Origin of the sequence: Nonomuraea montanisoli (assembly GCF_013363975.1) — a bacterium.
Lineage (GTDB): Bacteria > Actinomycetota > Actinomycetes > Streptosporangiales > Streptosporangiaceae > Nonomuraea > Nonomuraea montanisoli.
In genome coordinates this window covers 25,399-51,625 of the sequence record NZ_JABWGN010000013.1, presented here as the reverse complement: position 1 = coordinate 51,625, position 26,227 = coordinate 25,399, and the positions used below count along the sequence as shown (strand labels likewise).

At 73.4% G+C, this 26,227-nt stretch carries 25 protein-coding genes; 11 read left to right on the top strand and 14 right to left on the bottom strand.

Annotated features, from left to right (window positions below; genetic code table 11):
* Positions 1 to 36: 36 nt before the first annotated feature.
* Together HTZ77_RS31420 and HTZ77_RS31415 are read right to left on the bottom strand one after the other, a co-directional pair.
* The gene (locus HTZ77_RS31420) at positions 37 to 909 is read right to left on the bottom strand and encodes a CU044_5270 family protein (RefSeq protein ID WP_175593355.1); all 873 of its coding nucleotides are present in this window, start codon (positions 907 to 909) and stop codon (positions 37 to 39) included.
* Entirely contained in the window at positions 902 to 1,483 is a 582-nt protein-coding gene (locus HTZ77_RS31415; protein WP_175593354.1) for an RNA polymerase sigma factor, read from the bottom strand. Before HTZ77_RS31415 ends, HTZ77_RS31420 begins: the two co-directional genes overlap by 8 nt.
* A 115-nt stretch (positions 1,484 to 1,598) precedes the next feature.
* Between HTZ77_RS31415 and HTZ77_RS31410 the strand changes: the two genes are divergently transcribed.
* Positions 1,599 to 2,405: a GNAT family N-acetyltransferase gene (locus HTZ77_RS31410; RefSeq protein ID WP_175593353.1), complete on the top strand. Its 807-nt coding sequence runs from the start codon at positions 1,599 to 1,601 to the stop codon at positions 2,403 to 2,405.
* A 9-nt stretch (positions 2,406 to 2,414) separates the two neighbouring features.
* Positions 2,415 to 2,624, top strand: coding sequence for an FmdB family zinc ribbon protein (locus HTZ77_RS31405; protein WP_175593352.1), 210 nt, complete (start codon positions 2,415 to 2,417; stop codon positions 2,622 to 2,624).
* A gap of 168 nt (positions 2,625 to 2,792) precedes the next feature.
* Here the strand turns inward: HTZ77_RS31405 and HTZ77_RS31400 are convergent, their stop codons facing one another.
* The 4 genes from HTZ77_RS31400 to ilvD all read right to left on the bottom strand — a co-directional run bounded on the left by HTZ77_RS31400 (position 2,793) and on the right by ilvD (position 8,980).
* Positions 2,793 to 4,370 (bottom strand): hydantoinase B/oxoprolinase family protein, encoded by a 1,578-nt coding sequence (locus HTZ77_RS31400; RefSeq protein ID WP_175593351.1) that lies wholly within the window; start codon positions 4,368 to 4,370, stop codon positions 2,793 to 2,795.
* The gene (locus tag HTZ77_RS31395; protein WP_175593350.1) at positions 4,367 to 6,469 is read right to left on the bottom strand and encodes a hydantoinase/oxoprolinase family protein; all 2,103 of its coding nucleotides are present in this window, start codon (positions 6,467 to 6,469) and stop codon (positions 4,367 to 4,369) included. The genes HTZ77_RS31400 and HTZ77_RS31395 overlap by 4 nt, the downstream gene beginning before the upstream one ends.
* Positions 6,470 to 6,518: 49 nt before the next feature.
* Positions 6,519 to 7,013 (bottom strand): helix-turn-helix transcriptional regulator, encoded by a 495-nt coding sequence (locus tag HTZ77_RS31390; RefSeq protein WP_175593349.1) that lies wholly within the window; start codon positions 7,011 to 7,013, stop codon positions 6,519 to 6,521.
* Between the two features lie 128 nt (positions 7,014 to 7,141).
* Entirely contained in the window at positions 7,142 to 8,980 is a 1,839-nt protein-coding gene (gene ilvD / locus HTZ77_RS31385) for a dihydroxy-acid dehydratase (protein WP_175593348.1), read from the bottom strand.
* 201 nt (positions 8,981 to 9,181) lie between these two features.
* Between ilvD and HTZ77_RS31380 the strand changes: the two genes are divergently transcribed.
* Genes HTZ77_RS31380 through HTZ77_RS31370 form a run of 3 tightly spaced genes read left to right on the top strand, consistent with a single transcriptional unit; the run spans position 9,182 to position 12,365 of the window.
* On the top strand, positions 9,182 to 9,736 hold the full coding sequence (locus HTZ77_RS31380; RefSeq protein ID WP_175593347.1) for an ATP-binding cassette domain-containing protein: 555 nt from the start codon (positions 9,182 to 9,184) through the stop codon (positions 9,734 to 9,736).
* Positions 9,736 to 11,802 carry a YhgE/Pip family protein gene (locus HTZ77_RS31375; protein WP_175593346.1) on the top strand — a complete coding sequence of 689 codons (2,067 nt, stop codon included), beginning with the start codon at positions 9,736 to 9,738 and terminating at the stop codon, positions 11,800 to 11,802. The genes HTZ77_RS31380 and HTZ77_RS31375 overlap by 1 nt, the downstream gene beginning before the upstream one ends.
* Entirely contained in the window at positions 11,799 to 12,365 is a 567-nt protein-coding gene (locus HTZ77_RS31370; RefSeq protein WP_175593345.1) for a TetR/AcrR family transcriptional regulator, read from the top strand. The genes HTZ77_RS31375 and HTZ77_RS31370 overlap by 4 nt, the downstream gene beginning before the upstream one ends.
* Positions 12,366 to 12,383: 18 nt before the next feature.
* Here the strand turns inward: HTZ77_RS31370 and HTZ77_RS46765 are convergent, their stop codons facing one another.
* Positions 12,384 to 13,229 (bottom strand): nuclease-related domain-containing protein, encoded by an 846-nt coding sequence (locus HTZ77_RS46765; RefSeq protein WP_175593344.1) that lies wholly within the window; start codon positions 13,227 to 13,229, stop codon positions 12,384 to 12,386.
* 139 nt (positions 13,230 to 13,368) lie between these two features.
* Here HTZ77_RS46765 and HTZ77_RS31360 point away from each other — a divergent pair, with 139 nt between their 5' ends.
* Genes HTZ77_RS31360 through HTZ77_RS31350 form a run of 3 tightly spaced genes read left to right on the top strand, consistent with a single transcriptional unit; the run spans position 13,369 to position 15,486 of the window.
* Positions 13,369 to 14,775: an amidase gene (locus HTZ77_RS31360; protein WP_175593343.1), complete on the top strand. Its 1,407-nt coding sequence runs from the start codon at positions 13,369 to 13,371 to the stop codon at positions 14,773 to 14,775.
* 52 nt (positions 14,776 to 14,827) lie between these two features.
* Positions 14,828 to 15,118, top strand: coding sequence for a hypothetical protein (locus HTZ77_RS31355; protein ID WP_175593342.1), 291 nt, complete (start codon positions 14,828 to 14,830; stop codon positions 15,116 to 15,118).
* Between the two features lie 5 nt (positions 15,119 to 15,123).
* A complete protein-coding gene (locus tag HTZ77_RS31350) occupies positions 15,124 to 15,486 on the top strand; it encodes a TPM domain-containing protein (protein WP_175593341.1) in 363 nt (120 codons plus the stop codon).
* 110 nt (positions 15,487 to 15,596) lie between these two features.
* Here HTZ77_RS31350 and HTZ77_RS31345 read toward each other — a convergent pair whose 3' ends face one another.
* From HTZ77_RS31345 to pepN, 3 genes are all read right to left on the bottom strand, one after another.
* Positions 15,597 to 16,562 carry a hypothetical protein gene (locus tag HTZ77_RS31345; RefSeq protein WP_175593340.1) on the bottom strand — a complete coding sequence of 322 codons (966 nt, stop codon included), beginning with the start codon at positions 16,560 to 16,562 and terminating at the stop codon, positions 15,597 to 15,599.
* Between the two features lie 107 nt (positions 16,563 to 16,669).
* A complete protein-coding gene (locus tag HTZ77_RS31340) occupies positions 16,670 to 17,953 on the bottom strand; it encodes a serine/threonine-protein kinase (protein WP_205304017.1) in 1,284 nt (427 codons plus the stop codon).
* 136 nt (positions 17,954 to 18,089) lie between these two features.
* Positions 18,090 to 20,660, bottom strand: a complete 2,571-nt coding sequence (pepN, locus tag HTZ77_RS31335; protein ID WP_175593339.1) for an aminopeptidase N — start codon at positions 20,658 to 20,660, stop codon at positions 18,090 to 18,092.
* A gap of 87 nt (positions 20,661 to 20,747) precedes the next feature.
* Between pepN and HTZ77_RS31330 the strand changes: the two genes are divergently transcribed.
* Both HTZ77_RS31330 and HTZ77_RS31325 read left to right on the top strand, forming a co-directional pair.
* Positions 20,748 to 21,368: a mycothiol-dependent nitroreductase Rv2466c family protein gene (locus tag HTZ77_RS31330; RefSeq protein WP_175593338.1), complete on the top strand. Its 621-nt coding sequence runs from the start codon at positions 20,748 to 20,750 to the stop codon at positions 21,366 to 21,368.
* 168 nt (positions 21,369 to 21,536) lie between these two features.
* Positions 21,537 to 22,940 carry an aldehyde dehydrogenase family protein gene (locus HTZ77_RS31325; RefSeq protein ID WP_175593337.1) on the top strand — a complete coding sequence of 468 codons (1,404 nt, stop codon included), beginning with the start codon at positions 21,537 to 21,539 and terminating at the stop codon, positions 22,938 to 22,940.
* 12 nt (positions 22,941 to 22,952) lie between these two features.
* Here the strand turns inward: HTZ77_RS31325 and HTZ77_RS31320 are convergent, their stop codons facing one another.
* Complete coding sequence (locus HTZ77_RS31320; protein ID WP_175593336.1) at positions 22,953 to 23,681, bottom strand: SDR family oxidoreductase; 729 nt, start codon at positions 23,679 to 23,681, stop codon at positions 22,953 to 22,955.
* 9 nt (positions 23,682 to 23,690) lie between these two features.
* Positions 23,691 to 24,176: a peptide deformylase gene (gene def, locus HTZ77_RS31315; RefSeq protein ID WP_175593335.1), complete on the bottom strand. Its 486-nt coding sequence runs from the start codon at positions 24,174 to 24,176 to the stop codon at positions 23,691 to 23,693.
* A 105-nt stretch (positions 24,177 to 24,281) separates the two neighbouring features.
* Between def and HTZ77_RS31310 the strand changes: the two genes are divergently transcribed.
* Positions 24,282 to 24,749 (top strand): ribose-5-phosphate isomerase, encoded by a 468-nt coding sequence (locus tag HTZ77_RS31310; RefSeq protein ID WP_175593334.1) that lies wholly within the window; start codon positions 24,282 to 24,284, stop codon positions 24,747 to 24,749.
* 31 nt (positions 24,750 to 24,780) lie between these two features.
* Here HTZ77_RS31310 and HTZ77_RS31305 read toward each other — a convergent pair whose 3' ends face one another.
* The gene (locus tag HTZ77_RS31305; protein ID WP_175593333.1) at positions 24,781 to 24,927 is read right to left on the bottom strand and encodes a hypothetical protein; all 147 of its coding nucleotides are present in this window, start codon (positions 24,925 to 24,927) and stop codon (positions 24,781 to 24,783) included.
* Between the two features lie 15 nt (positions 24,928 to 24,942).
* Positions 24,943 to 26,175 (bottom strand): GNAT family N-acetyltransferase, encoded by a 1,233-nt coding sequence (locus HTZ77_RS31300; protein ID WP_175593332.1) that lies wholly within the window; start codon positions 26,173 to 26,175, stop codon positions 24,943 to 24,945.
* Positions 26,176 to 26,227 lie beyond the last annotated feature (52 nt).

Sequence of the window (26,227 nt, the reverse complement as noted above, 5' to 3'; positions counted from 1 at the left end):
CGCACCTCGGAGGTGCGGGCCCGTCGCTCGTCCGGCTCACTCGGCGGGCAGCTCGTCGGTCCACTCGGCGTCGATCGTCGCCCTCTCACCGGTGGTGGTGGACGCGATGCCTCCCGTGAGGGGCGCCCAGACGGGCGTGTTGCGCACCCGTGCCGTCTCAGGGTCCACGACCACCTCGCGGTTCTCGCCGAACATCGGGACCCGCAGGCGCCGCCCGCCGTCGGTCTCGCCGAGGTCGGTGACGTCCGGCCGGGCGGCGAGCGCCCGATAGGCGGCGGCGCGGACCTGGGGTGAGACGGGCGCCTCGCTGACCAGCGAGATCAACGTCACCACGGCGAAGCCGTCCAGCTCGGCCTCGCTGGGCGAGCCCGCGCTGGTGCGGACGTCGCTCGCGGCGACGGCCGACCGCAGCCGCGTGTAGAGGGCCTCCTCGTCGGTGGGCAGCCCGCGCAGCTCGTCGAAGCTCAACCGCAGCGGCCCGACGTTGAAGGGCTGGGACTCCGTGGGGAAGCGGAAGAGCTTTCCCTCGCCCTTCAGGTGCTCGCCCTTGATCCAGAACTGCCCGTCCTTCCGGTACCAGTACTCCTCCGGTGGCCGCTCGCCCACGGTGACCGTGATGTGCCAGTACGTCCCCGAGCCCTCCGGGGTGCGCTCCGCGGTGGTGGCGGCGACGAGCAGCACGTCGCGCGCGGTCGCCACCGCGGGCGACTGCCCGCCGGGGCGGGCGACGGCGACCACGACCGCGGCGGCGACGGCCGCCGCGGTCACCGGGACCAGCAGCCAGCGCGCCCGCCGCCGGGGGACACGACCGCCCATCCGGGCGTGGAGCTGCTGCCGCCGCCGGGCGACCGTCTCGGGGGACGGCTCGGGCTTGGCGAGCAGGGTGCGGATCTCGCGCAGGTCATCCATGGTCGTCCTCCTTGGCCGTCGTGGCCATCGCCTGATGGATCTTCTTGCGGGCACGGTTGAGCCGGGAGCCGACGGTTCCGTAGGAGACGCCGAGCGCGTCGGCCACCTCCTGATGGGTCAGCTCCGCCAGGTAGACCAGCGTCACCACGTCACGCTGGCCCCGGTTGAGCGTGGCCAGGGCGCCGGCCAGGCGGGGCGCCATGCGCTGCGCCGCCACGGACTCCACGACCCGGCCCTCGTGGCTGTCGGCGGGAGGCTCGGCGGCCGTACGGGCCAGTGCCCGGTAGTGGCGCGCCTCCTTGCGCCGGTGGCGGGCGATCAGGTTCGTGGCGATCCCGAACAGCCAGGGCCGCAGCCCCCCGCGCGCCGGGTCGAAGCGCCCGCGGTCGCGGAAGGCCAGGCAGAACGTCTCCGCCGCGATGTCCTCACCGGCCTGCACGTCCACGCGGCCGGCCGCGTACAGGTACACCTCGCGGAAGTACCGGTCGTAGACGGCCGTGAACTCCTCCGCGTCCAGCCGGAAGCGGGCGACCAGATCATGGTCGTCCACCTCCGCGCGCGTCTCGGTCGACACACTCTCACCCTCCTGTGAACGGTTGTCATCCTCCCTTCACCGAACCCCGGCGGAGCTTTCCCGCCGGCGCCGAAACCCCGCTGCCTCGTCCGGCGCGGGGTGGGAGGATCCCGGCATGTGGTTCTTCACGACGGACGTCGCCGAGTACGCCGCGGCCGCGGAGCCCTTCCTGCTGTGCGATCCCGTGCGCAACACCGTCCCGCTGACCGTGCTCGCCAACATCCGCGACGGGATGCCGGCCCGGGGCGCGGTCTTCGGCTGGTACACGTCCTGGGGCGAGGTGTGCGGCGCCGCGTTCCGCACGCCGCCCCGCGCGCTGGTGCTCGCCGACATGCCGGTCGACGCGGCGGCCGCGCTGGTCGAGGAGTACGAAGGAGAGATCCCCGGGCTCGTGGGACCGCGGGCGGCGGTCGACGCGGCCTGCGCGCGGCTCGGCCGCTCCGGTGACGTCCGCGCCGAGCGCCTCTACCGGCTCGGCACGCTCAAACCGCCCGGGACGCCGGGACGGGGCCGGGTGGCCACGGCCGGCGACCTGCCGCTGATGGTGGCCTGGCTGGACGCGTTCGGCGCCGAGGTGGGCATGGACCTGGGTGACACGGTCGAGGTCGCCACCCGGCGGCTGGCCCGGCGTGAGCTCGTGGTGTGGGAGGCGGACGGCGTGCCCGTCTCGATGGCCGGGGTGTCGCCCGCGATGGGCGGGGTGTGCCGGATCGGGCCCGTCTACACGCCCCCCGCCTGCCGGGGGCGCGGCCACGGCTCGGCCGTAACCGCGTACGCCAGCCGCCTGGCCCTCGACGAGCGGGGCGACGAGGTGGTGCTGTTCACCGACCTGGCCAATCCGACGAGCAACGCCATCTACCAGGCCGTCGGCTACGAGCCGGTGTCCGACTACGCGCACGTGACGCTGGCCGGCGCGTCGTAATCTGTGCTCATGCCACGCTACGAGTTCCGCTGCCGTGCCTGCGGCTCCACCTTCGAGGTGTCCCGTCCCATGTCCGCCTCCGGCGACCCCGCGTCCTGCCCGGAGGGCCACGACGACACGGTCAAGCTGCTGTCGACCGTGGCCATGACCGGCGGCGGCTCCGCCCCGCGCCCGGCGGGCGGAGGCGGCGGCTGCTGCGGGGGCGGCTGCTGCTCCTGACCCGGGCGCCGCGCACAGTACGGCGGGAGGAGGGCCGACCTGTCGGGCGGCCACACGTCGCGCCCTTCCCCGCTCGCCCTCCGGCTCGCCTGCCGCGTCCTCCTCCCCTGAGTCCGGGAACGCCTGGACTGAGTCCGGGAACGCCTGGACGACCGTCCAGACGAACGCCTAGACGGTCGCGGGGCCGTACCCGCCGCCGCCTCCCGACTCGCAGCGCAGCACGTCCCCCGCCGTCACCGGCAGCGCGTTCACCTTGAGCATCCGGCGCTCGTCCGTCCTGCCCGGGTTGAGCGTGACGCGCGGCGGGGCGCCCGCCTCGCCGCCCGCCAGCCCCCACGCCGGGGTGACCGACCGCTCGAACCACAGCGACAGCGAGGTGTCGGAGCAGAACTCGTACTCGCGGACCACGCCGTCACCGCCCCGCCAGCGCCCCGCGCCGCCGCTGCCGGGCCGCACCTCGTAGCGGGTGACCCGGACGGGGAACAGCGTCTCCAGCACCTCGATCGGCATGTCGCGCAGCGAGCCGTTGACGTTGTTGATCAGGCAGGTCTCGCCGTCGCCGCCCTCCCAGGCGCCCCAGCCGCCGACCGTGGCCTCCTGGGAGACGTACAGCTTGCCGGTGCGCGGGTCGGTGCCCGTGAACTGGACGATCATGGAGTCTCCGTACGAGGCCGCGGCGGCCCGCTCCGGCATCACCGGCGCCAGCGCCCTGACCACGAGGTCGATGAGCAGGCCGAGGTGCGAGTAGTAGTACTGGCAGGCGGCGGGGGAGCGGGCGGCCAGCATGGAGCCGGGCCGGGTCTCCACCGACAGCGGCCGGAACGAGCCGCCGTTGAGCGGCACGTCGCCCGACACGAGCAGCTTGTAGCCCACCCGCACGGCGGCCACCGCCTGGGCGGCGCCGCAGTTGACCGGGCCGAGCGCCTGGTCGGCGCAGTCGGTCAGGTCCACGTGCATCGCGTCGCCGGACACCGTGATCGCGACGTTCACCGGGAGGGGCGTCGCGAGGTCGATGCCGTCGTTGTCGAGGTGGCCGCCGGCCCGGTACACGCCGTCGGGGATGGCGGCGATCGCGGCCCGCTCCATGCGCTCGGTCTGGGCGAAGATCTCGTCGCGGGCGGCCATGACCGTGTCGAGGCCCCACCGGCTGACGATCTCGGTCAGCCGCCGCTGCCCCATGAGGACGCAGCTCACCTGGGCGCGCAGGTCGCCGAGCGTGGCGTGCGGGAAGCGGACGTTGGCCCCGATCACCTCGTGCAGGTCCACGCAGGGCCGACCGCCCTCGTACGCCTTCACCGGGCCGAGCCGCAGCCCCTCCTGGAAGATGGAGGTGGAGTCCATGGAGCCGCCGGGGTCCTTCGAGCCGACGTCCAGCCAGTGCGCCCGCGACGCCGCGAACCCGGCCAGGTCGCCGCCCACGAAGATCGGCCCGTACACGGTGACGTCGTTGAGGTGCGTGCCGCCGATGTAGGAGTCGTTCAGCACCCACACGTCGCCCTCGCGCCAGACCTCCGGCCCGTGGCGGCGCTCGGTCTCGCGGGTGCACACCTCCAGGTTGCCCAGGAAGATCGGCAGGCCGGACGACTGCCCGAGCACGTTGTGGTCGCGGTCGAGCAGCGCGACCGCGCAGTCCTTGGCCTCGTAGATGACGGGCGTGTAGGAGCTGCGGATGAGCGTGGTGTTCATGTCCTCCGCCGCCTGCACGAGCGCGCAGCGGATGATCTCCGTGGTCACGGGGTCGATCACTGGTCCACCTTCACGATGAGGAAGCCGTTGTCGTCGACCGTGGCCAGGCACCCGGGCGGGACGACCGTCGTCGCGGTCTCCTCCACCACGATGGCCGGCCCGGCCAGCTCGCCGTCGAGGTGCGCGCGGCGCAGCACCGGCGTGCGGTGCACGGCGCCGTCGAACACCACATCCCGTACGGCCGGCGCCGCCTCCCCGGTGACGTCCGGGGCGCCGGCCGCGGCGCGGGGGAAGGAGCCGAGCCCGGTGCTGCGCAGCATGACGAACTCCACCGGCGCCTCAGGCGTGGCGTGGCCGTAGCGGCTGGTGTGGGCCTCGGCGAAGCGGGCCGCGATCTCCGCCGGGAAGCCGGGCCCGGCCGGTTCGCCGGCCTCGCGCAGCGGGATGGTCAGCGTGTAGTCCTGGCCCTCGTAGCGCACGTCCACGGCGTGCTCGACCCGGCGCCGCTCCGCCGGCACGCCCTGCTCGGCCAGCGCCTCCAGGACCTCGGCCTCCAGGGCGGCGAGGCGCCGCGCCATGTCGGCCCCGTCGAGGACGTCCTGCGGCCGGAAGTACGGGTGCGTCAGGTCCCGCCGCACCTCGGCCTCCAGCATGCCCCAGGCGGAGAACGCGCCGGGGAAGCGCGGGACGACGACCTCCGAGATGCCCAGCTCGCGGGCGATGAACACGGCGTGCATGGCGCCCGCCCCGCCGAAGGCGACCAGCGAGAACTCCCGCGGCTCCACCCCGTGCTCCACGGTGAGCGTGCGGATGGCCTGGGCCATCTTGGCGTTGGCCACGGCGCAGATCCCCTCGGCCAGGTCCAGCGGGTCGAGGGCCAGCTCCTCCCCGAGCGCGGCGACGGCGGCGCCCGCCGCCTCCACGTCGAGGTCCATGAGCCCGCCCGCGAACCACTCCGGGTCCACCCGGCCCAGCACCACGTTCGCGTCGGTGACCGTGGGCCGGGTGCCGCCCCGGCCGTAGCAGGCGGGCCCGGGAACGGCGCCGGCCGACTCGGGGCCGACCCGCAGCGCGCCCGCCTCCGCGTACGCGATGGAGCCGCCGCCCGCGCCGATCGTGTGCAGGTTGACGATGGGCATCAGCACGGGATGGCCCTCGATGCGCGCCTCGGCGCTGACGTCGGGACGGCCGTCGACGACCAGCGACACGTCGAACGACGTGCCGCCCATGTCCACGCAGATCGCGTTGCGGCGGCCGAGCAGCCGGGCCGCGGCGACCCCGCCCATGGTGCCGCCCACCGGCCCGGACAGCAGCGTCTGCAACGGCCGGCGCATGGCGTAGGCGGCGTTGACCAGCCCGCCGGAGGATTGCATCACGTGGACGGGCACGCCCAGCCCGCGCTCGGCGAAACGCCGCTCGATCTCGGCCAGGTAGCCGCGGACGACGGGCCCGGTGTACGCCTCCAGCACGGCCGAGGAGGTGCGCTCGTACTCGCGCCACTCGCGGGCCACCTCGTGCGACAGCACGACGAGGACGTCGTCGTGCTGTCGCACGCGTTGGGCGTCGTCGTGCTGTCGCACGCGTTGGGCGTCGTCGTGCTGTCGCGCGCATGGGGCGCCGCCCAGCTCCTCCCGCAGGATCTCCCCGGCGCGTACCTCGTGGCGCGGGTCGGCGTACGAGAACAGCAGGCACACGGCGACCGCGTCGAACCCCTCCTCGCGCACCCGGCGGGCCGCCCGCCGCACGCCCTCCTCGTCCAGCGGGACGAGCTCCTCGCCGCGCCAGTCGAGCCGGCCGTCCACCTCGGCCACGTCCTCGCCGGGGACCAGCGGGGCGGGCTTGCGGTAGCGCAGGTCGAACATGCGATCGCGGTTGCCGCGGGCGATCCGGTAGACGTCGCCGGCTCCCGTGCTCGCCAGCAGCAGCACCCGCGCGCCCTTGCGCTCCAGCAGGGCGTTGAGCCCCTGGGTGGTGCCGTGCACGAAGTACGAGATCCGGGAGGGGTCGTCGACGACCCGGCCGAGGGCGGCGAACACGCCCTCGGCCAGGTCGTGGGGGGTGGTGGACGCCTTCGACGCGACGACGGACCCGGTCGTCTCGTCGTAGCGGACGACGTCGGTGAAGGTGCCTCCGATGTCCATGGCGACGCGATAGCTCATGCCGTGAACGGTATGCGCTCGGCGCCGCGCGGGTGCGACGCGTCGGTGTCTACGCCGCCCTGGCGCGCTTGCGGCGCTGGAACGGCAGGAAGCGGTCGGCCAGGTGGGGGCGGGACGGGGTCAGCGTCGGTTCGACCGCGAGGACGCGGTCGAACCGGAACGCCCGGATGGCCCCACGCATCCGGCACACCCCGACGAGATACCAGTATTCGCGGTGGACCAGGCACGTCACCGGCTCGACGTCGCGGACCGTGACGTGGCCCCCGGCGTCGCAGTAGTGGAGGCGGATCATCATGCGGCTGGTGATGGCGTCGGCGATGAGCCGGGCCCGGGAGGCGACCTCCACGGGCAGCGGGTCGGTGAGCGTCGAAAGCGTGGTGGCGATGACGTCGTCGTCGAGCTCCAGGTGCTCGAGAGCGTGCTGCAGGCCGCGCCTGGCGGTGACGGCCTGGGGGCCCGTGCCGAGGTGGGCCAGGGAGAGAGCGAGGGCGGCGATCTCGGCGGTCGTCAGCGGGCGGGTGGTGGGCTTCACGACTCTAGCCATACCCCCACGATAGAGACCGCCACCGACAATTTTCGAAAGCGTGTACGTAAGGAAGGGGACACTGACCCCGGGGACAGCCGCGCCCGGCACCCCTCGGACGGGGGCGCCGGGCGGCGGGAAGGCGGAGGTCAGCGGGAGAGCTGGGTGAGGTCGCGCGAGGCGCCGGTCGAGGCGGACGTGGTCATCGCCGCGTACGCCTGGAGCGCCACGCTGACCGGGCGGTTGCGATCGCGCGGACGGTAGCCGCCGAGGTCGGCCAGCAGCTTCTCGCGCCGCGCCGCCAGCTCGGCCTCCGGCACCCGCAGCTCCATCGAGCGCGCCGGGATGTCGATGTCGATGATGTCGCCGTCCTCGACGAGCGCGATCGCGCCGCCCTCGGCGGCCTCCGGCGAGGCGTGGCCGATCGACAGGCCGGACGTGCCGCCGGAGAAGCGCCCGTCGGTCACCAGCGCGCACGCCTTGCCGAGCCCCCTGCCCTTGAGGAACGAGGTCGGGTAGAGCATCTCCTGCATGCCGGGGCCGCCCTTCGGGCCCTCGTAGCGGATGACCACCACGTCGCCCTCGCGCACCCGCCCGCCGAGGATGCCCTCGACGGCCTGCTCCTGCGACTCGAACACGACGGCCGGCCCGCTGAAGCGCCAGATCGACTCGTCGACCCCGGCGGTCTTGACCACGGCGCCGTCGCGGGAGATGTTGCCGTAGAGCACGGCCAGGCCGCCGTCGGCGGAGTAGGCGTGCTCGCGGTCGCGCACGCAGCCCTCGGCGCGGTCGAGGTCGAGGGAGTCCCAGCGGTTGTCCTGGGAGTACGGCTTGACCGTGCGGACGTTGCCCGGCGCGGCGTGCCACAGCTCGATCGCCTCGGGCCGCACCTCGGGCGAGCACGGGTCCCACTGGGCCAGGAGCTCGCCCAGCTTGAGCCCGTTGACCGTGGGCAGGTCGCGGTGGAGCAGCCCGGCGCGGTCGAGCTCGCCCAGGATGGCCGGGATGCCGCCGGCGCGGTGGACGTCCTCGACGTGGTACTTGCTCGTGGCGGGCGCCACCTTGCACAGGCACGGCACGCGCAGCGAGATCTCGTTGATCTCCTTGAGGCTGAAGTCGACCTCGGCCTCGCGGGCCGCGGCCAGGATGTGCAGGATCGTGTTGGTCGAGCCGCCCATGGCCACGTCGAGCGCCATCGCGTTCTCGAAGGCCTCGCGCGTGGCGATCGAGCGCGGCAGCACCGACGCGTCGTCGTCCTCGTAGTAGCGCCGGGTGATCTCGACGAGCTGCCGGCCGGCGTCCTCGAAGAGCTTCTTGCGCGCCCGGTGGGTGGCCAGGATCGTGCCGTTGCCGGGCAGCGCCAGGCCGATGGCCTCGGCCAGGCAGTTCATCGAGTTGGCGGTGAACATGCCGGAGCACGAGCCGCAGGTCGGGCAGGCCTGCTCCTCCATCTCCAGCAGCTCGGCGTCGGAGACGGAGTCGTCGGCCGCGGCGATCATGGGGTCGACCAGGTCGAGCTTGCGGCCGGGCGTCTTGCCGGCCTCCATCGGGCCGCCCGAGACGAAGATCGTCGGGATGTTCAGCCGGAACGCGGCCAGCAGCATGCCGGGCGTGATCTTGTCACAGTTGGAGACGCAGATGAGCGCGTCGGCGCAGTGGGCGTTGACCATGTACTCGACCGCGTCGGCGATCAGCTCGCGCGAGGGCAGGGAGTAGAGCATGCCGCCGTGGCCCATGGCGATGCCGTCGTCGACGGCGATCGTGTTGAACTCGCGCGGGATCGCCCCGGCCTCGCGGATCGCGGCGGAGACCACGTCGCCGACCTCGCGCAGGTGCACGTGACCCGGCACGAACTGGGTGAAGCTGTTGGCCACGGCGATGATGGGCTTGCCGAAGTCGCCCCCGGCTACACCGGTGGCGCGGAGCAGGGCCCGCGCGCCGACCATGTTCCTGCCGTGGGTGACCGTTCGTGACCTGAGGGCGGGCATTGTGCTTCTCCCATCGCTTTCCGATCCTCACATCGTACGGCCATCGCCCGGCTGCTGAGACAGCGCGTCCAGCACTCGGACATTCCCCGCTCGCCTCCTGGGACGCGGCGGAGGTAGCGCCACCGCACCCCCAAATCAGTCCAAAGGAGGCGTAAGCTACTCTTTGTACTGACTGGTCAGTTCAAAGAGAGAGGAGTCGTCGTGATCGTCGCCAAGGGCCTGTCCGTGGAGGGGGTCTACGCCGGCGTCTCCCTCGAGGCCGGGGCCGGCGCCCTCACCGCCGTCGCCGGTCCCGCCGGCAGCGGCCGCACCAGCCTGCTCCTCACGCTGGCCGGGCGGATGAAGCCCACGGCGGGCACTCTTGCCGTGGCCGGGCACGTCAAACCCCGCGCCATCCGCAAGGTGGCCGCTCTCGCCCTCGTGGACGGCGTGACCGACCTCGACCGGTCGCTGACGGTGGGGGAGCACCTGCGCGAACGCGGGCGCGGCCCGTACCCGAAGCTGATCGAGAAGGCCGGCCTGGACGCGGGCGAGCGGACCCTCGTCCGCGAGCTCGACCGGGAAGGACAGGTGCGGCTCGGCGTGGCCCTCGCCCTGCTCGACGACCCGAAGGTCATCGTCGCCGACAACGTCGACGCCGGCCTGCCGCCCGACCGGCAGGAGGCGCTCTGGACCCTGCTCGCCGGGCTCGACCGCGCCGTGGTCGCCTCGTGCGTGACCCCGCCCGCCCGCTACGACCACCTCGTGGAGCTGTGATGAGAGGAATGCTGCGGTCGCGACTGCCCCGGATGGCGCTGGCGGCGGTCATCGTGCTGCCGCTGCTGTACGCGGGCCTGTACCTGTGGTCGTTCTGGGACCCGCAGGGCAACCTGGACCGCGTGCCCGTCGCGCTGGTCATGGAGGACCGGCCCGCCACGGCCGGGGACAAGAACCTGCACGCCGGCCAGGACCTGGCCGAGGAGCTGCGCGAGCGGCACGTCTTCAACTGGCACGAGGCGACGCCCCGGCAGGCGGCCGACGGCGTCAGGGACGGCAGCTACTACCTGTCGCTGACCATCCCCGCCGACTTCAGCTCCCGCCTCGCCTCGCCGTCGGACGACGCCGCCACGCCCGCGCCCGCCCAGCTCGGCGTCCGCGTCGACACCGGCCGCAGCTACATCATCGGCAGCATCTCCGACGCCGTGTTCAACGAGGTGCGGGCCGCCGCCGAGCGCACCGCCGTCCACGACTACTTCGACCGGGTGTTCATCTCCATCGGCGACATCCACGACAAGACCACCGAGGCCGCCGACGGCGCCGACAAGCTGCACGCGGGCACGGTCAAGGCCGGCGACGGCGTCTCCAGGCTCAACTCCGGCCTCGGCACCGCCGAGGGCGGCGCCCGGCAGCTCTCGACCGGCCTCGACACCGCCGGGAGCGCCACCGCCCGGCTGCGCGACGGCTCCGCCAAGATCACCGACGGCATCACCCAGGCGCAGCGCGGCATCGGCGCGCTGCGCGGCGGCCTGACCAAGCTGCGCAGCCAGGGCACCGCTCCGCTGCGGCAGGGCGCCCGCGAGGCGGCCGGCAAGGTCCACGCCCAGACCCGCACGGTCGACCAGCTCGCCGACAGGTACGTCCCCCTCCTCAACCAGTACGGCCCCGAGGTGGCCCGCGCCGCCGAGCGGGTCGCCGACCAGGCCGACAAGCTCCAGGACCCCGAGGCCGCCGAGCTGAGCGCCGCCGCGCGCGAGCTGGCGACCACCGCCCGCAAGATCGCCCAGGTCGCCCCGCAGCTCGGCCCGCGGGTGAGCCAGGTCAGGAAGCAGGTCGACCAGCTCGACGCGGGCCTCGCCAAGCTCGCCGCCGGAGCCGCCAAGATCGACAGCAGCGTCGGCAAGGCCGGTCAGGGCGCCGACAAGCTGTACCAGGGCGCCACCCGGCTGCGCTCCGGCTCGGCCCAGGTCACGAGCGGCCTCACACAGCTCGGCGGCGGCCTGACCCGGCTCGGCGACGGCGCCGACCGGCTCACCTCCGGCGTGGACCGGCTGCACGACGGCGCCGGCCGGGTCGACAAGGGCCTGTCGAAGCTGGCCGAGGGCTCCAAGGACCTCGCCACCGGCCTCGGCGACGGCGCCAGGAAGATCCCCGACTACGACGCCCAGGAGCGCGACGCCCGCGCCGACATGATGAGCGACCCCGTGCGCCTGGACAAGGACGTGGACAACGAGGTGCCCAACTACGGCACCGGCTTCGCCCCGTTCTTCCTGCCCCTGGCGCTCTGGGTGGGTGCGATGATCGCGTACATGGTGCTCAAGCCCCTCAACCAGCGGCGGCTGGCCGGCACGACGGGCGCGGTGCGGATCGCGCTGTCCGGCTGGTTCCCGGCGCTCGCGCTCGGCGCGGCGCAGGTCGGCGTGCTGGCGGCCGTGCTGCGGTTCGGCCTCGGCCTGGAAGCGGCGAACTGGGCCGGCGTGATCGGCCTGCTCCTGCTGGCCGCCGCGGCCTTCCTCGCGGTGGTGCAGGCGGTCAACGCGCTGATCGGCCCGCCCGGCCGGGTCGTCGCGCTGGCGCTGCTCATGCTCCAGCTCACCTCCGCGGCGGGCACGTACCCGATCGAGACCTCGCCCGGCTTCTTCCAGACCATCTCGCCGTGGCTGCCGATGAGCTGGGTCGTGGCGGCGCTGCGCCGGCTGATCAGCGGCGGCGACCCGACCGTGGTCTGGCAGGCGTGCGGCGTGCTCACCGCCTTCCTCGTGCTGGGGCTCGCGCTCACCACGCTCGCCGTCGAGCGGGGCCGCACCTGGACGCTCAAGCGGCTGCACCCGGAGCTGTCGCTGTGAGCCGGCAGGACACCCGGTCGAAGGTGTTCGCGGCGGCCGTCGACCTCATCGCCGAGCAGGGCTACACCGCCACGACGGTCGAGGCCATCGCCGAGCGCGCCGGGGTGGCCAAGGGCACCGTCTTCTACAACTTCGGCAGCAAGGAGGCGCTGTTCGGCGCGCTGCTGGAGCACTCGATCGGGCGGCTGGCCGACGCCCTGGCCGCCGCCGACACCGGCGCGACCGCCCTGGAGGCGCTCGACTCGGTCGTCCTCGGCCAGCTCCGCTTCTTCGAGGAGCACGGCCCGCTCGCGCGGGTGCTGCTGGCCGAGATGTGGCGGACCGCCTGGCAGCAGGCCGTGGCGCAGCTGCGCGACCAGGCGCTCGGCGTCTACGCGGGCGTGCTGCGCCGGGCCGTGCAGGGCGGGGAGGTCAGGGCCGACCTCGACGTGGAGACCGCGGCCACCGCGGTGTTCGGCATGGTGCTCACGGTCTCCATCGAACGGCGCGCGCTCTACCCCGACCGGCCCGTGGAGCGCACCCACGCCACGCTGGTGGAGCTGCTGCACGGCCGGATCAGGTGACTGAGGCTCCCGGGAGGGTCAGTCCTCGCCGTAGCGGGCCGGCAGGACCTCGGCGGCGATCTCGTACAGGCGCTGGATCTCCTCGTCGGTCAGCGCCCGCTCGCGCTTGGTGATCCACTTACGGGCGCGCCCGCCCTCGTAGACGTCCACCCCGCGGATCGTCATGATCTTCCAGGGCACGGCCGGGCCGTAGATGGCCAGGGAGGGCACGACCTGCACGTCGCGGCCGTACGCCTTGCTGATCAGCTCGCTGGCCGCCGACGCCTCCATCTTCGCCTCGGCGAGACGGGCCTTCTTGTCGAACGGGCCGTGGAAGAGCTTCTTGCCCATCTGCACGCGGACGGGCAGCTGCTTGTCCCACTTCTCGGAGTCGACCGCGTACACGCCCGTCGGCCCGACCACGAGGTGGTCGATCTGCGCCTCGGTGTCGGGGATCGCCCGCGCGTGCAGGGTGCGGTAGCCGTTGCGCTCCAGCTTGCGCAGCTGGGCCTCGGTGCGCCGCTCCGCGACGGACGAGCGCCGCCAGGCCGGCACGGTCGAATGGGACCGGGCCCGGTAGACCGCGTCGGCGATGGCCGCGAGGATGCCCGCGGTGACGCCCAGCCGCCAGTCGTTCAGCAGGAAGCCCGCGACCAGCGCCACGGCCACCGCCAGCAGCGCGCGGTTGCGCAGGTTGCGGTAGCGGGGCTGCTCGATCAGGCTGCGCACGGACACGCGCACGACCGGCACGGAGGCGGGGTCCGCCTGCGCGGCACCGGTCTGCGCGGCACCGGCCGGCTCGGCGTCGGTGTCGGTGTCGGGTCGGTCGCTCACCCAGATGGGCGACGTGCTGTGACCGTCATCACGCTGGTGGTCGGAGTCCACGCGACTCACCGTAGCCGGTGGCGATCGTCGATTCCTAGTGTTGCCCCGTCCATAGTTTTATGGCTCAGGTCACCGTGTCCTGCGCCGGATTTCCGGGTATCTATTACGTTCTTCGCCGGAGATCCCTAGTGTGCGTAACGTGCGAGACCTTCACGAGCTCTCCGCGCTCGAGCAGGCGCAGGCCGTCCGCGACCAGGTCATCTCGCCGGTCGAGCTGACCCGCCACTACCTCGACCGGATCGAGCGCCTCGACCCCCGCGTGGGCGCCTACGTGACCGTGACCGCCGAGCGAGCCCTCGAACAGGCGCGTCACCTGGAGAAGGAGCTGCCCGCCGGGCCGCTCGCCGGGGTGCCGATCCCGATCAAGGACCTCAACCTGGTCAAGGACGTGCCGATCATGTTCGGCTCGGCGACGTACCGGGAGTTCGTCTCGCCCGTGGACGACACGGTCGTCGAGCGGCTGCGCGACGCCGGGACCGTCATGCTGGGCAAGACCGCCACGCCCGAGTTCGGCCTGCCGTGTTACACCGAGACCGCGCTCTCGCCGCCCGCGCGTTCGCCGTGGGACCCCGCCACCTCCGCCGGCGGGTCGAGCGGCGGCGCGGCGGCCGCGGTGGCGGCCGGCCTCGCCCCCGCCGCGCAGGGCAGCGACGGCGCCGGCTCCATCCGCATCCCCGCCTCCGTCTGCGGCCTGTACGGCATCAAGCCGACGCGCGGGCGCATCAGCTTCGCGCCGATCATCCCCGACCTCGCGGGCCTGTCCACGAACGGGCCCATCGCCAGGACCGTCGCCGACGCCGCCGCGCTGCTCGACGTCATGGCGCACAACACCCCCGGCGACCACTACCTCGCGCCGCCGCACGAGGGCACGTTCCTGGAGGCCGCCCGCCGCGAGCCGGGCCGGCTGCGCATCGCCCGCCACGCCGACCCGGTCGTGCCCGGCGCGGTCGTGGAGCCCGAGGTGCTGGCCGCGTACGAGGAGGCCAGTGCCACGCTCGCGGCGCTGGGCCACGAGATCGTCGACATCGTCCCGTCGTACGGGCCCGACCTGGTGCCGCACTTCGTCACCCTGTGGTGCACCTTCGCGTGCATGCACCCGGTCGCCGACGACAAGACCGGGATGCTGCGGCCGCTCACCGCCTGGCTGCGCGAGCGCGGCTTCGCCACCCCCGCGCCCGCCTTCCTGCAGGCGCAGGCGGCGCTCCAGCTCGCCACCCGCGCGGCCCTGGCCGCCACGGCCGGCTACGACGCGATCCTCACCCCGACGGTCACCCAGCCGCCCCGGCCGGTGGGCTGGTTCGAGGACGTGGACGGGCCCGAGGAGACGTTCGAGCGGATGAGCCGGTTCGCGGCCTTCCCGGCCCTGTACAACGTCACCGGGCAGCCGGCCGTGAACCTGCCGCTGCACTGGACGGACGGCGGGCTGCCGATCGGCGTCATGCTGGCCGGGCGCGTCGGCGGGGAGGACACCCTGATCTCGCTGTCGGCCCAGGTCGAGGCCGCGCGCGGCGGCTTCTGGGGAGAGCGCCGCCCGGCCGTGTGGTAGGCGGCCCAGGAGGGGGCTGGCCGGGGCCGGGAAGCCGGTCTACGTTCGAGGGGTGAACAGCGCGCTGGCAAGCATGGGCGCACTCCTCGGGGTGTCGCTGGGGCTGTTCGTCCTGATCAGCATGATCGTGATGACGGCGGGGCGTGGCGCGCCGCGCCGGGAGGAGCCCGGGCCCGTGTGGCTCGGCGGCCCGGGGCGCGGCGAGCACGGCGTGAGCACCTCCGGCCTGGTGCTCGCCGACCGGACGCCCGCCTGGGCGCCCGGCACCGAGACCGACTGGGTGGCCGCGGCCGGGACCACCGAGCCCGGCCGGCGCACCGGCGGCGCCTCCGCGGGGTGGTGACGGCGATGCGCGGGCTCAGCACGGCCCAGGCCGACGACGTCAGGCAGGCCCTGCGCGCCGCCGAGCGGCGCAGCGGGCTTCGCTTCGGTCTCTTCCTCGGCCCGCCCGCGGGCGGGCGGCGGCACTTCGCCGAGCGCCTGCACGCCGCCCTCGGCGACGAGGCCCCCGACGCGGTCGTCGTCCTCGTGGACGTCGGCGGGCGGGCGCTGGAGATCGTCACGGGTGAACGCGCCCGGCGGCGGCTGCCCGACGGCGCCTGCCGGCTGACCGCCATGTCGATGGCCACCGCGTTCGGCGCGGGCGACCTGGTGGGCGGCCTGCTGTACGGCATCGCCGCACTGGGGGAGCAGGCCACGGTACGCGGATAGCCGGCCCCGGACGGCATGCGGGGGGCTCCTGAGCCGGCGTCGGAGGGCAGGGCGCCGAGCGGACCTGCCCTCTGACGGCGTCGGAGGGCAGGACGCCGAGCGGGCCGGCTTCAGACGGCGTCGGAGGGGATGCGGTCGAGCAGGGTGACGACGTGCTCGCTCACCCCGGCCAGCAGCGTCGAGGGCTCGATGGGCGCCTCGGCCACGGCCGCGAACAGCGACGGCAGCCCCGGCAGCGGGAACCCGTCGTCCTTCGTGGCCGCCGCGCCGATCGCGTTCTTGTCCAGGGCCGCGCGGCTGCGCTCCCACGCCTCCAGCACCTCCTCCGGCGACGGCACACCGAACCCGTGGCCGACCGGGGCCGCGTGGCGCAGCCGTACCAGCGGGGTGTCGGCGAACGCCAGAGCGGTGCGGGCCCGCACGGAGAGGCCGGCGCGCGGCTCCGGCGGGATCCAGTGCATCGCCGTGCACGGGTTGCGGCAGGTGGCGACGCACACGGCCAGCGCGCCGGCCACCTGGCTGTGCTGCCGGTCGAAGTACGCGCGCCAGCCCTCGGCGGGCTCGACCGAGACCCGCAGGGTCCGGTTGGTGGCCGACTGCTCGGACTTGGTGTGGTCGCAGTCGCGGTCGCCGATCACGCCGAAGCGGCTGCCCGGGGCGCTCAGCCCGTCGGGCCAGCGGGCCGGGTCGCCCGCGTGGCCGAGGTGCGGCTCGAAGGCCAGCAGCGGGAGGTACTCGCTGGCGATGTGCACGGCGGCGATCATCGGGCTCAGCTCGCGGCGCTGCCAGCGCACCGCGATGACCTCCAGCAGCAGCCCGTACGCGGGACGCAGCGACTCCAGCGCGCCCCGCGGCTGCTCGCGCGGGGTCTGCGGCATGTGGCACGCCCGCGCCCGCCGCCTCAGCTCCGCCGGGACCGACCGCGCCTCGGCCGCGAAGTCCTCGGCGTCGAGGGAGAGCAGCCGGTGCCCGAACTCGCACACGTCCGCCACCTCCGCCGACGGGGCGAGCGCGGCGAGATCGGCGAACGCGTGGCGGCGGGCCAGGGTGACGAGCAGATCGTGCGTGGACTTCACCCGCTCACCCTCTCACGCGCCGGCCCGTTCCCCGGCAAAGCGGACGTCACCCTCACGGACGGCTTCCCGCCTTCCACGACGGCGCTGACGGGCGCTCCCCGCGAGGCTCAGGGGCAGGGGGAGCGGACGCACTGGATGTCGCCCGGATCGCGGGTCGGCGTCGGATCCGTGCTCGGCTCCTGCGGATCGGGCGTCGTCGGCTCCGGGGTGGGCTCCGGCTCGCGCGTGGTGGGCGTCGCCGTGGGAGCCGTCGGGGTGGGGCTCGCCGTGGGCACGGTCGCCGTCGGCGAGGCCGTGGGGGTGACGGGGGTGCGCGTGCCGCTCGGCCGCGGACCGGCCGTCGTCTTGGCCGGCGGCGCCGAGTGCCGCCGGGGCGCGGGCGGCTCGGCCGCGCTCGTCGTACGGCTCTGCGCGGTGGGCGCCGGCGGGACCGTGCCCGGGTCGGCGGCGCTCTCCTGACGCGTCCAGACGGACCCGGCGACGGCCACGGTGACCGTGACGGCCGCCGCCGCCGACGCCAGCCCGCTCAGCAGCCCGCGACGGCGCCGCGAGGAGGGCCGCGAGGCCGGCTCGGCCAGCGCGCGGCGCGCCGCCGCGGCCAGCTCGGCGGCCGACGGCCAGCGCATGTCGGGCGCCTTGTCCAGCGCCCGCTGCACCACCTGCCGCGGCCCCGCCGGCACCTCCGGCGGCAGCGCGGGCACGGGCGCGTGGAGGTGCTTGTAGATGATCTGCACGGGCGTGTCGCCCTCGTACGGCAGGCGCCCGGTCAGGCACTCGTAGGCCACCACGCCCAGCGCGTAGACGTCGACCGCGGGCGTGACCGCGCTCGCCGTGGCCAGCTCGGGAGCGCAGTAGGCGGCCGAGCAGAGCATCGCGCCGGTGGCGGTGAGCTGCCCGGCCGAGACGGAGTGCGCGATGCCGAAGTCGGTCAGCGCGACCCGCCCGTCGGGCCTGACCATGAGGTTGGCCGGCTTCACGTCGCGGTGGACGATGCCCTGCTCGTGGGCGGCGGCCAGGGCGTCGGCCACCTCGGCGACGAGCCGCATCGTCTCGGCCGGGGACAGCGCCCTGGCACGCAGGATCCGGTCGAGCGACTCGCCCTCGACGAACTCCATCACCAGGAAGCTGACCCGCCGCCCGCCGACCTCGCACGTGCCGTAGTCGTAGACGTCGACCACGCCGGGATGCCGCAGCGTGGCCATGGCGCGCGCCTCGTTCTGGAACCGGCGGGCGAACGCCGGGTTCTCGGCCAGCGCGGGCATCATCACCTTGACGGCGACGGTGCGGCCGAGAACCGTGTCGGCGGCACGCCAGACCTCGCCCATGCCGCCGCCGCCGACGCGGTCGGTGAGCAGGTAGCGGTCATTGAGCGTGGTCCCGGGGCCGAACACGCCATCGAGGCTAACACCGGCAGGCCCATGACCTGGCCGGAATCCGCGACGGAGAGCTCGGCTCCCGGGAAGCCGCGTCGATCGCTACGACACGGAGTCCGCGTCGATCACTACGACGCCGAGTCCGCGCCGATCACTACGACGCCGATTCCGCGTCCTTGGCCCGGTTGCGCAGGGCGCGGCTCACGCCGTCGGCGCCTTCGAGGATCAGGCGGCGCAGCGCCTGCGGCGGCTGGTGCTCGGCGAGGTAGCGCTCGGCCGCCTCCACCGTCTCCGGCTCGATGAGCAGCGCCGGGAAGCACCCCACCGCGAACGTCGACGCCTGGTCGAAGGTCCACTCCTTGTAGATCCGCCCGACCTCCGCGAAGTACTTGTCGCGGTACGCCTCCAGCAGCTCGACGTGGTTCGCGTCCTGGAAGCCGTTGATCGTGGTGCGGGCGATGTGGTTGGCCAGCTTGCCCTCCACGATCCGCTCCCACGCGGCCGCCTTCGCCTCGGCCGTCGGCACGGCGGCCCGGCACATCGCCGCCGAGCGCTCGCCGGTGGCCGTCGGGTCGCGGCGCAGCTCGGCCTCGATGTCGGCCTCGCCCAGCACGCCGCCCGACACCAGCGCGTGGACGAGGGTCCAGCGCAGGTCGGTGTCGACGGTCACGCCCTCGGGCACCGCGGAGCCGTCCAGGATGCCGCCGACCAGCGCGAGATCACCCTCGGAGGTGGCCACCGGCGCGAACGCCTGCAGGAACGCGAGCTGCTGGTCCGAGCCCGGCTCGGCGCCCTCCAGCAGCGAGCGCAGCTCGGTGGCGAGCAGGGCCAGGCCCTCCGCCCGCCAGGCCGGGTCGGCGTACTGCTGCACGGCCAGCCGCGCCTGCCGCAGCACGGCCTGCAGGACCGTGATGTCCTTGACCGTGGCCACGCCCGACACCACGAGCCGCACGTAGTCGCGGGTGGACATCTCGCCGTCGCGCGTCATGTCCCACGCCGCCGACCAGCACAGCGCGCGCGGCAGCGACTCGGTGAAGCGGGCGATGCCGCCGTCGACCAGCGTGCGCAACGACCGCTCGTCCAGGCGGATCTTGGCGTACGTCAGGTCGTCGTCGTTGACGAGCACCAGGTCGGGCTGCTCCTCGCCGACCAGGTCCGCGACGGCCGTGCGCGCGCCCACGACGTCGAGCTCGACCCGCTTGACCCGGGTGAGCGCGTCGCCGTCCAGCTTGTACAGGCCGATCGCGACGCGGTGCGAGCGCAGCGTCGGGTAGTCGGCCGGGGCCTCCTGGAGCACCTCGAAGGTCTCGTACCGGCCGTCCTCGGTCAGCGTGAAGGAGGGCCGCAGGGTGTTGACCCACGCCGTCTCCAGCCACTCCTTCGACCAGGACGACAGGTCGCGGCCGGAGGTCCGCTCCAGGGCGTTGAGCAGGTCCTTCAGCTCGGTGTTGCCCCAGGCGTGCTCGCCGAAGTAGTCGCGCACGCCGGCCAGGAAGTTGTCCAGCCCGACGTAGGCGACGAGCTGCTTGAGCACCGAGGCGCCCTTGGCGTACGTGATGCCGTCGAAGTTGACCTCGACCGCCTGCATGTCCGGGATGTCGGCGGAGATGGGGTGCGTGGAGGGGAGCTGGTCCTGACGGTAGGCCCAGGACTTCTCCACGTTCGCGAACGTCGTCCACGCGCCCTTGCCCCAGCGCGTCGCCTCGGCCTGCGCGAGGACCGACATGTACGTGGCGAACGACTCGTTCAGCCACAGGTCGTCCCACCAGCGCATGGTGACGAGGTCGCCGAACCACATGTGCGCCATCTCGTGCAGGATCGTCTCGGCGCGCCGCTCGACCACCGCGTCGGTGACCCGGGAGCGGAAGACGTAGTCCTCCAGGAAGGTCACGCAGCCGGCGTTCTCCATCGCGCCGGCGTTGAACTCCGGCACGAAGAGCTGGTCGTACTTGCCGAACGGGTAACGGACGCCGAACACCTTGTGGAAGAAGTCGAAGCCCTGCCGGGTGACCTCCAGGATGTTGTCGGCGTCGAGGTGCTCGGCGAGCGAGGCGCGGCAGTAGACGCCGAGCGGGATGCCGTCGTGCTCGGAGGTCACCTTGTGGTACGGCCCGGCCACGAGCGCGGTGATGTACGTGGACATGACCGGCGTGGGCGGGAACTCCCACCGCTTGGCGGCCTGCACCGAGCCGTGCCTGCCGTGCTCCTCCGCCAGCTCCTCCACGCCGGAGGCGGCGGCGTTGGAGACGACCTCCCAGTCGGCCGGGGCCAGCACGGTGAGCTGGAAGGTGGCCTTGAGGTCGGGCTGGTCGAAGCACGCGTACATGCGGTGCGCGTCGGCGGTCTCGAACTGGCTGTGCAGGTAGACCTTCTGGTCGACCGGGTCGACGAAGCGGTGCAGCCCCTCGCCGGTGCGCATGTAGGCGCAGTCGGCGTCGACGCGCAGCTCGTTGGAGGCGGCCAGACCGGGCAGCGGGAAGCGGCCCTTCTCGGCGTCGTACGTCGAAACGTCGAGCTCCTCGCCGTTGAGGGTGACGCTGCGTACCCGGGCGCCGTGCAGGTCGATGAAGGTGGACGCGCCGGGTTGCGTGCCGGCGAAACGGACGGTGGTGACGCTCTCGAACCGCTCGTCCCCCTCGGTCAGGTCGAGGGCGACCTCGTATGACTCGACATTCAGCAGCCGGGCGCGCTCGCGAGCCTCGTCCCGAGTCAGGTTGCCTGCCAAGTTGTACTCCTTTTCACCACTCCGTCGGGGTTGTCGGTATCCTGTCACGGTGGAATAGGCACCGACGCACCCAGGTTATGGCCCCACATGACTACCAGGACTCCTGTCGATCTGTGGTTCGATCCCTCCTGTCCGTTCGCCTGGGCCACATCGCGCTGGCTGATCGAGGTCGAGAACGTCCGCTCGATCGAGCCGCGCTGGCGTCTCATGAGCCTGAAGCTGCTCAACCAGGACAAGGACGTCCCTCAGGACTACAAGGACCGCACGGTCCGCGCCATGGGGCTCGTCCGCGTGATCGCCGCCGCCCAGCAGAAGTACGGCGACCACGTCACCGGCACGCTCTACACCGAGATGGGCACCCGGCTGCACAACGAGGGCCGCTCCAAGCAGCCCGACTCCTACCGTGAGATCGCCGAGGAGTCCCTGGTGGCCGCCGGTCTCGACGCGGAGCTCGTCTCCGCCATGGATTCCGAGGACCACGACGAGGCCATCGCCGTCTCGCACGACGAGGGGCTCGGCCTGGTCGGCGACGACGTCGGCACCCCGATCATCCGCGTCGGCTCCAACGCCTTCTTCGGCCCCGTCATCACCCGCGTCCCGCGGGACGAGGAGGCGGGCCGGCTGTGGGACGGCGTGCTCCTGGTGACGGCGTTCGAGGACTTCTTCGAACTCAAGCGCACCCGTACCCGTTCGCCCCAATTCGACTGAATCGCGTTCTCTGAATCGCGTTCTACAGCCTGCGTCAACTCCGGTCAGGCCGGCACGGATGCCCGGGGAGGTTTCCTTACCTCCCGGGCACAACTTCGTACGCTTCTGACGAACTCCCGTCATCCCCGCGGCCTCGCAATGTCGGGAGAGGCGCGGGAACATGGGGCCATGCGCAAGCTCTACATCGGCGGCGCCTGGACCGCGTCGGTCTCGGGCGAGGCGATCGAGGTCGTCAACCCCGCCACGGAGGAGATCATCGACCGGGTGCCCGCGGGCGCGCCCGCGGACGTCGAGGCCGCGGTCCTGGCGGCACGCGGGGCGTTCCCCGCGTGGTCGGCCGCCGGGCCCGAGGACCGCGCCAAGGTCCTCGCCGCCGCGGCCGAACTGCTCGAACGGCGCTCCGCGGACGTCGCGGAGACCATCGCGACCGACATGGGCGCGCCGCTGCGCTTCGCGCTCAAGGTGCAGACGCTGATGCCCGCGGGAGTGCTCGCCTCCTACGCCCGGATGGCCGCGAGCCACCCGCGCGAGTCGCGCGTCGGCAACTCCCTGGTGCTCCGGGAACCGGTCGGCGTCGTCGCCGCGATCACCCCGTGGAACTACCCGCTGCACCAGATCGTCTGCAAGGTCGCCCCGGCGCTCGCGGCGGGCTGCACGGTCGTGCTCAAGCCGAGCGAGGTGGCGCCGCTGGCCGCGTACGCGCTGGCCGAGATCTTCGACGAGGTCGGCCTGCCGCCCGGGGTGTTCAACCTGGTGAGCGGGCGCGGCCAGGTCGTGGGCGCGGCCATGGCGGCGCATCCCGAGGTGGACATGGTGTCGTTCACCGGCTCGACCGCCGCGGGCCGCCGGGTCGCCGCCCTCGCGGCCGAGGGCGTCAAGCGGGTCGCGCTGGAGCTGGGCGGCAAGTCCGCCAACATCATCCTGCCCGACGCCGACCTGACCAAGGCCGTCACCGCGGGCGTGGCCAACTGCTTCGTCAACTCCGGCCAGACCTGCACCGCCTGGACCCGCATGATCGTCCACCGCGACCAGTACGACGAGGCGGTCGGCCTGGCCGTCGAGGCGGCCCGCACGTACACGGTCGGCGACCCCTTCGACGACACCACGCGCCTCGGCCCGCTCGTCTCGGCCGTCCAGCGCGACCGCGTGGTCCGCTACATCAACCGCGGCCAGGAGGAGGGCGCCCGGCTCGTCACGGGCGGCACCGAACGGCCCCTGCCCCGCGGCTACTACGTAGAGCCGACCGTCTTCGCCGGGGTCGAGCCCGGCATGGCCATCGAGCAGGAGGAGATCTTCGGCCCGGTGCTGTCGGTCATCCCGTACACCACCGAGGACCAGGCCGTCCGCATCGCCGACGGCACCCCCTACGGCCTGTCGGGCGCGGTGTGGGCGGGCACGGAGGAACGCGCCGTCGCCGTGGCCCGCCGCCTGCGCACCGGGCAGGTCACGATCAACGGCGGCCGGTTCAACCCCTCGGCCCCCTTCGGCGGCTACAAGCAGTCCGGCCTCGGCCGCGAGCTGGGCGAGGCCGGCCTTGAGGAGTACTTCGAGCTCAAGAGCCTCCAGCTCTGACCCCCGGGCGGGTCAGAGCATCAGCCCGCCGGTGGCCAGGAGGTTCTGGCCGGTGATCCAGCCGCCGTCCGGCCCCGCCAGGAACGCGACGACCGAGGCGATGTCGTCCGGCCGGCCCAGCCGGCCGAGCGCCGTGAGCGCCGTCGCCCGGCCCAGCGCCTCCGGCGGGTTGCTCGCCCGCAGCAGGTCGGTGTCCGTGGCGCCCGGCGAGACGGTGTTGGCCGTGATGCCGCGCGGGCCCAGCTCGCGCGCCGCCACCTTGGCGAGCTGCTCGACCGCCGCCTTGCTGGCCGCGTACAGGCCGACGCCCGGCGCGGCCATCGCGGTGTTGAGCGTGGAGATGTTGATGATCCGGCCGCCGTCGCGCATGACGCGGGCGGCCCACTGCAGGGCCAGGAACGTGGCGCGGGTGTTGACGGCGAACACCCGCTCGTACGTCTCGTCCGTCACCTCCGCCAGGAGCCCCTGGCCGGTCATCGCCGCGTTGTTGACGACGATGTCCACGCCGGGCAGCAGCTTCTCCGCCTCGGCGAACAGCCTCTCCAGGTCGTCGCGGCTGCCCTGGTCCGCCTGGACGGCGTGCGCCCCCGTCCGCTCGGCGACCCGCGCCGCGGCCTCCGCGTTGCTGTGATAGCTGAAGACCACCTCGGCGCCGTCGGCGCGCAGTCGCTCGACGATCGCCCTGCCGATGCCCCGGGACCCGCCCGTGACCAGTGCGCCCTTGCCGGAAAGCTGGCTCATGCCGCCAATCTATGCCTTCAGCATGATCTTGCGGGCCTCGTTCCTGGGCAGCCGGTCGACGTACAGCCTGCCGTCGAGGTGGTCGCTCTCGTGCTGGAAGCAGCGGGCCAGCGAACCCCGGGCCTTGATCCGCACCGGGCGGCCGAGCCGGTCGAGCCCCTCGACCGTGACCCCGGCGGCCCGGGGGACCGGCGCGTAGATGGGCCTGCCGCTCTGCCGGTCGGGCACCGACAGGCAGCCCTCCTGGTCGAGGACCTCCTCGGGGTCGTCCACGGTCAGCACCGGGTTGATCACGTGCCCCTTGCGGCCGCTGATGTCGTAGACGAACAATCGCCGCGACACGCCGATCTGGGGGCCGGCCAGGCCGACGCCGTCCACCGCGTACATCGCCTGGAACATCTCGTCGATCAGCCGGCGCAGCTCCTTGTCGAAGCCCTCGACGGGCTCGGCGGGCGTACGCAGGACCGGGTCGCCGATCGCGCGGATCTCACGCATGGACGCTCAACTTCCGTAAGAGGCGGTCATGGTTGGCAGTCCTTACTGTAGCGAGTGGCCGCGCCGCCCACATCTCCTCGCGGGGGCCTGTGGAAGACTGGTCGCGTGCGCGTCTACATCGGTGCCGACCATGCCGGCTATGAGCTCAAGAACCATCTCGTGTCGTGGCTGAAGGACCACGGCCACGAGGTGACCGACTGCGGTCCCTTCGTCTACGACGCCGAGGACGACTACCCGGCGTTCTGCCTGCGGGCGGCCGAGGGCGTGGCGGGCGACCCGGCGAGCCTGGGCGTGGTGATCGGCGGATCCGGCAACGGTGAGCAGATCGCCGCCAACAAGGTGCGCGGCATCCGCGCGGCGCTCGCCTGGAGCGAGGAGACGGCCAGGCTCGCCCGCGAGCACAACGACGCCAACGTGGTGAGCGTCGGCGCCCGCATGCACTCCACCGAGGAGGCGACCAGATTCGTCGAGGTCTTCCTGACCACGCCGTTCTCCGGCGCCGAGCGGCACAGCCGCCGCATCGCCCAGGTCGAGAGCTACGAGACGATCGGCCAGCTCCCCTCGCTGCCGTAGCGTCGGGCGCTCCGGGGCCGGCCCCGGAGCGTCACGTCCGGCGCCGGGGCTCGCGCCTCGGCATCTCGTCACGCAGGGGCCGCCGGTCGGCGGCCTCCTGCTGCTCCTTCGACGGCCGTGACACCTCGCGGGCCCGCATCGCGGTGACCGCCGTGATCTGCAAGCTCTGCAGCGCCATACCGTCGAGACTACGTCAGAAGGTCAGCCCCGCCCACGGCTTCGGGCTCCAGGTCATGGCCGCGGCCAGCTCCCGCACCGCGCCGGGCGTGCGCTCTCGCAGCAGCCCGGCGTCGAGCTGCGCCACGAGCAGCCCGTCGCCCAGGTACGCCGAGCCGAGCGCGGCGACCGGCAGCGACACGTCCGGCTCCTCCTCCACCGGCTTGCACTCCGCGCCCGCCGGGTCGGCGGTGAGCCGCCAGCGGCGCGCGTTCCAGGGGCACACCTCGTCCTCGACCTCGACGACGAGGTCCACCGGCGCCGCGTAGGAGCGCGCGGACAGCGCCTTGTCCACCTCGACGACGCGTACCCACAGCTCGTCGCTCCAGCGGGCGCGAAGCCGGCGCGCGTCGGCCAGCAGCGCGATGATCGGGTCGTCCACCGGCCTGCCCTCGGCCTCGACGCGGGTGATCAGGTCGCGGTCGAGCACCCCGCGCCACAGCAGCGCGTACGCGGCCGGGTCGGCGGCGAACAGCTCCCGCAACTGCAGCTCGCCGTCGGGCAGCCCGTCCTCGTCCCACGACGGCCTGATCCGGAACAGCGCGTACCCGCGCACGCCCCCGTCGTCCTCGGCCACGATCGCGCGCAGCGGCCCGGCGCCGCGCTGGTCGGCGTCGGTGTCGGCCAGCACGGCGTCCCAGGTCGCGCTCCTGCGCGCGTACAGCCCGGGCCGCCGGGTCACGACGGAGGCGAACACCCGCGCGAAGTCGGCGCGGCGCTCCTCAGGGGTCACCACGCGCATGCGGAGCGCCGGGTCGTGGGGCGCCCCCGGGACGAAGGCCGTCTCGTGGGTGCGGATGCCGAACCTGAGCTGGCTCGCGGCCCTGCCGTACCCGAACCGGCCGTAGATCGCGGCCTCGGAGGCGTACAGGGCGGCGACGCTCTCCCCGCGCTCGCGCACGTCGGCGAGCTGGCGGCGCATCAAGGAGGACAGGATGCCGCGCCGGCGATGGGAGGGCAGCACGCTCACGGCGGTGACGCCCGCCACCGGGAGCTGCCGCCCGCCGGGAACCGTCATGGTGAGACTGAAGGCGGCCGTGAGGCCGGCGATGTCGTCGCCGTCGAAGGCGGCCAGCGTCCGGTCGAACTCCGTCTCGGCCCGGAACCGCTCATCCTGCGCAGGTGAGGGCCGCCAGCCGAACGCCTCCTGCAGGACCGCGGCGGCCGCGCCCCACTCGGCTTCACCGATCGGGCGGATGGGATAGGTCATCCGTCCACGGTAGGAGCGGCCGAAGGCGAACGGCCACCCAATAACCCCTGTA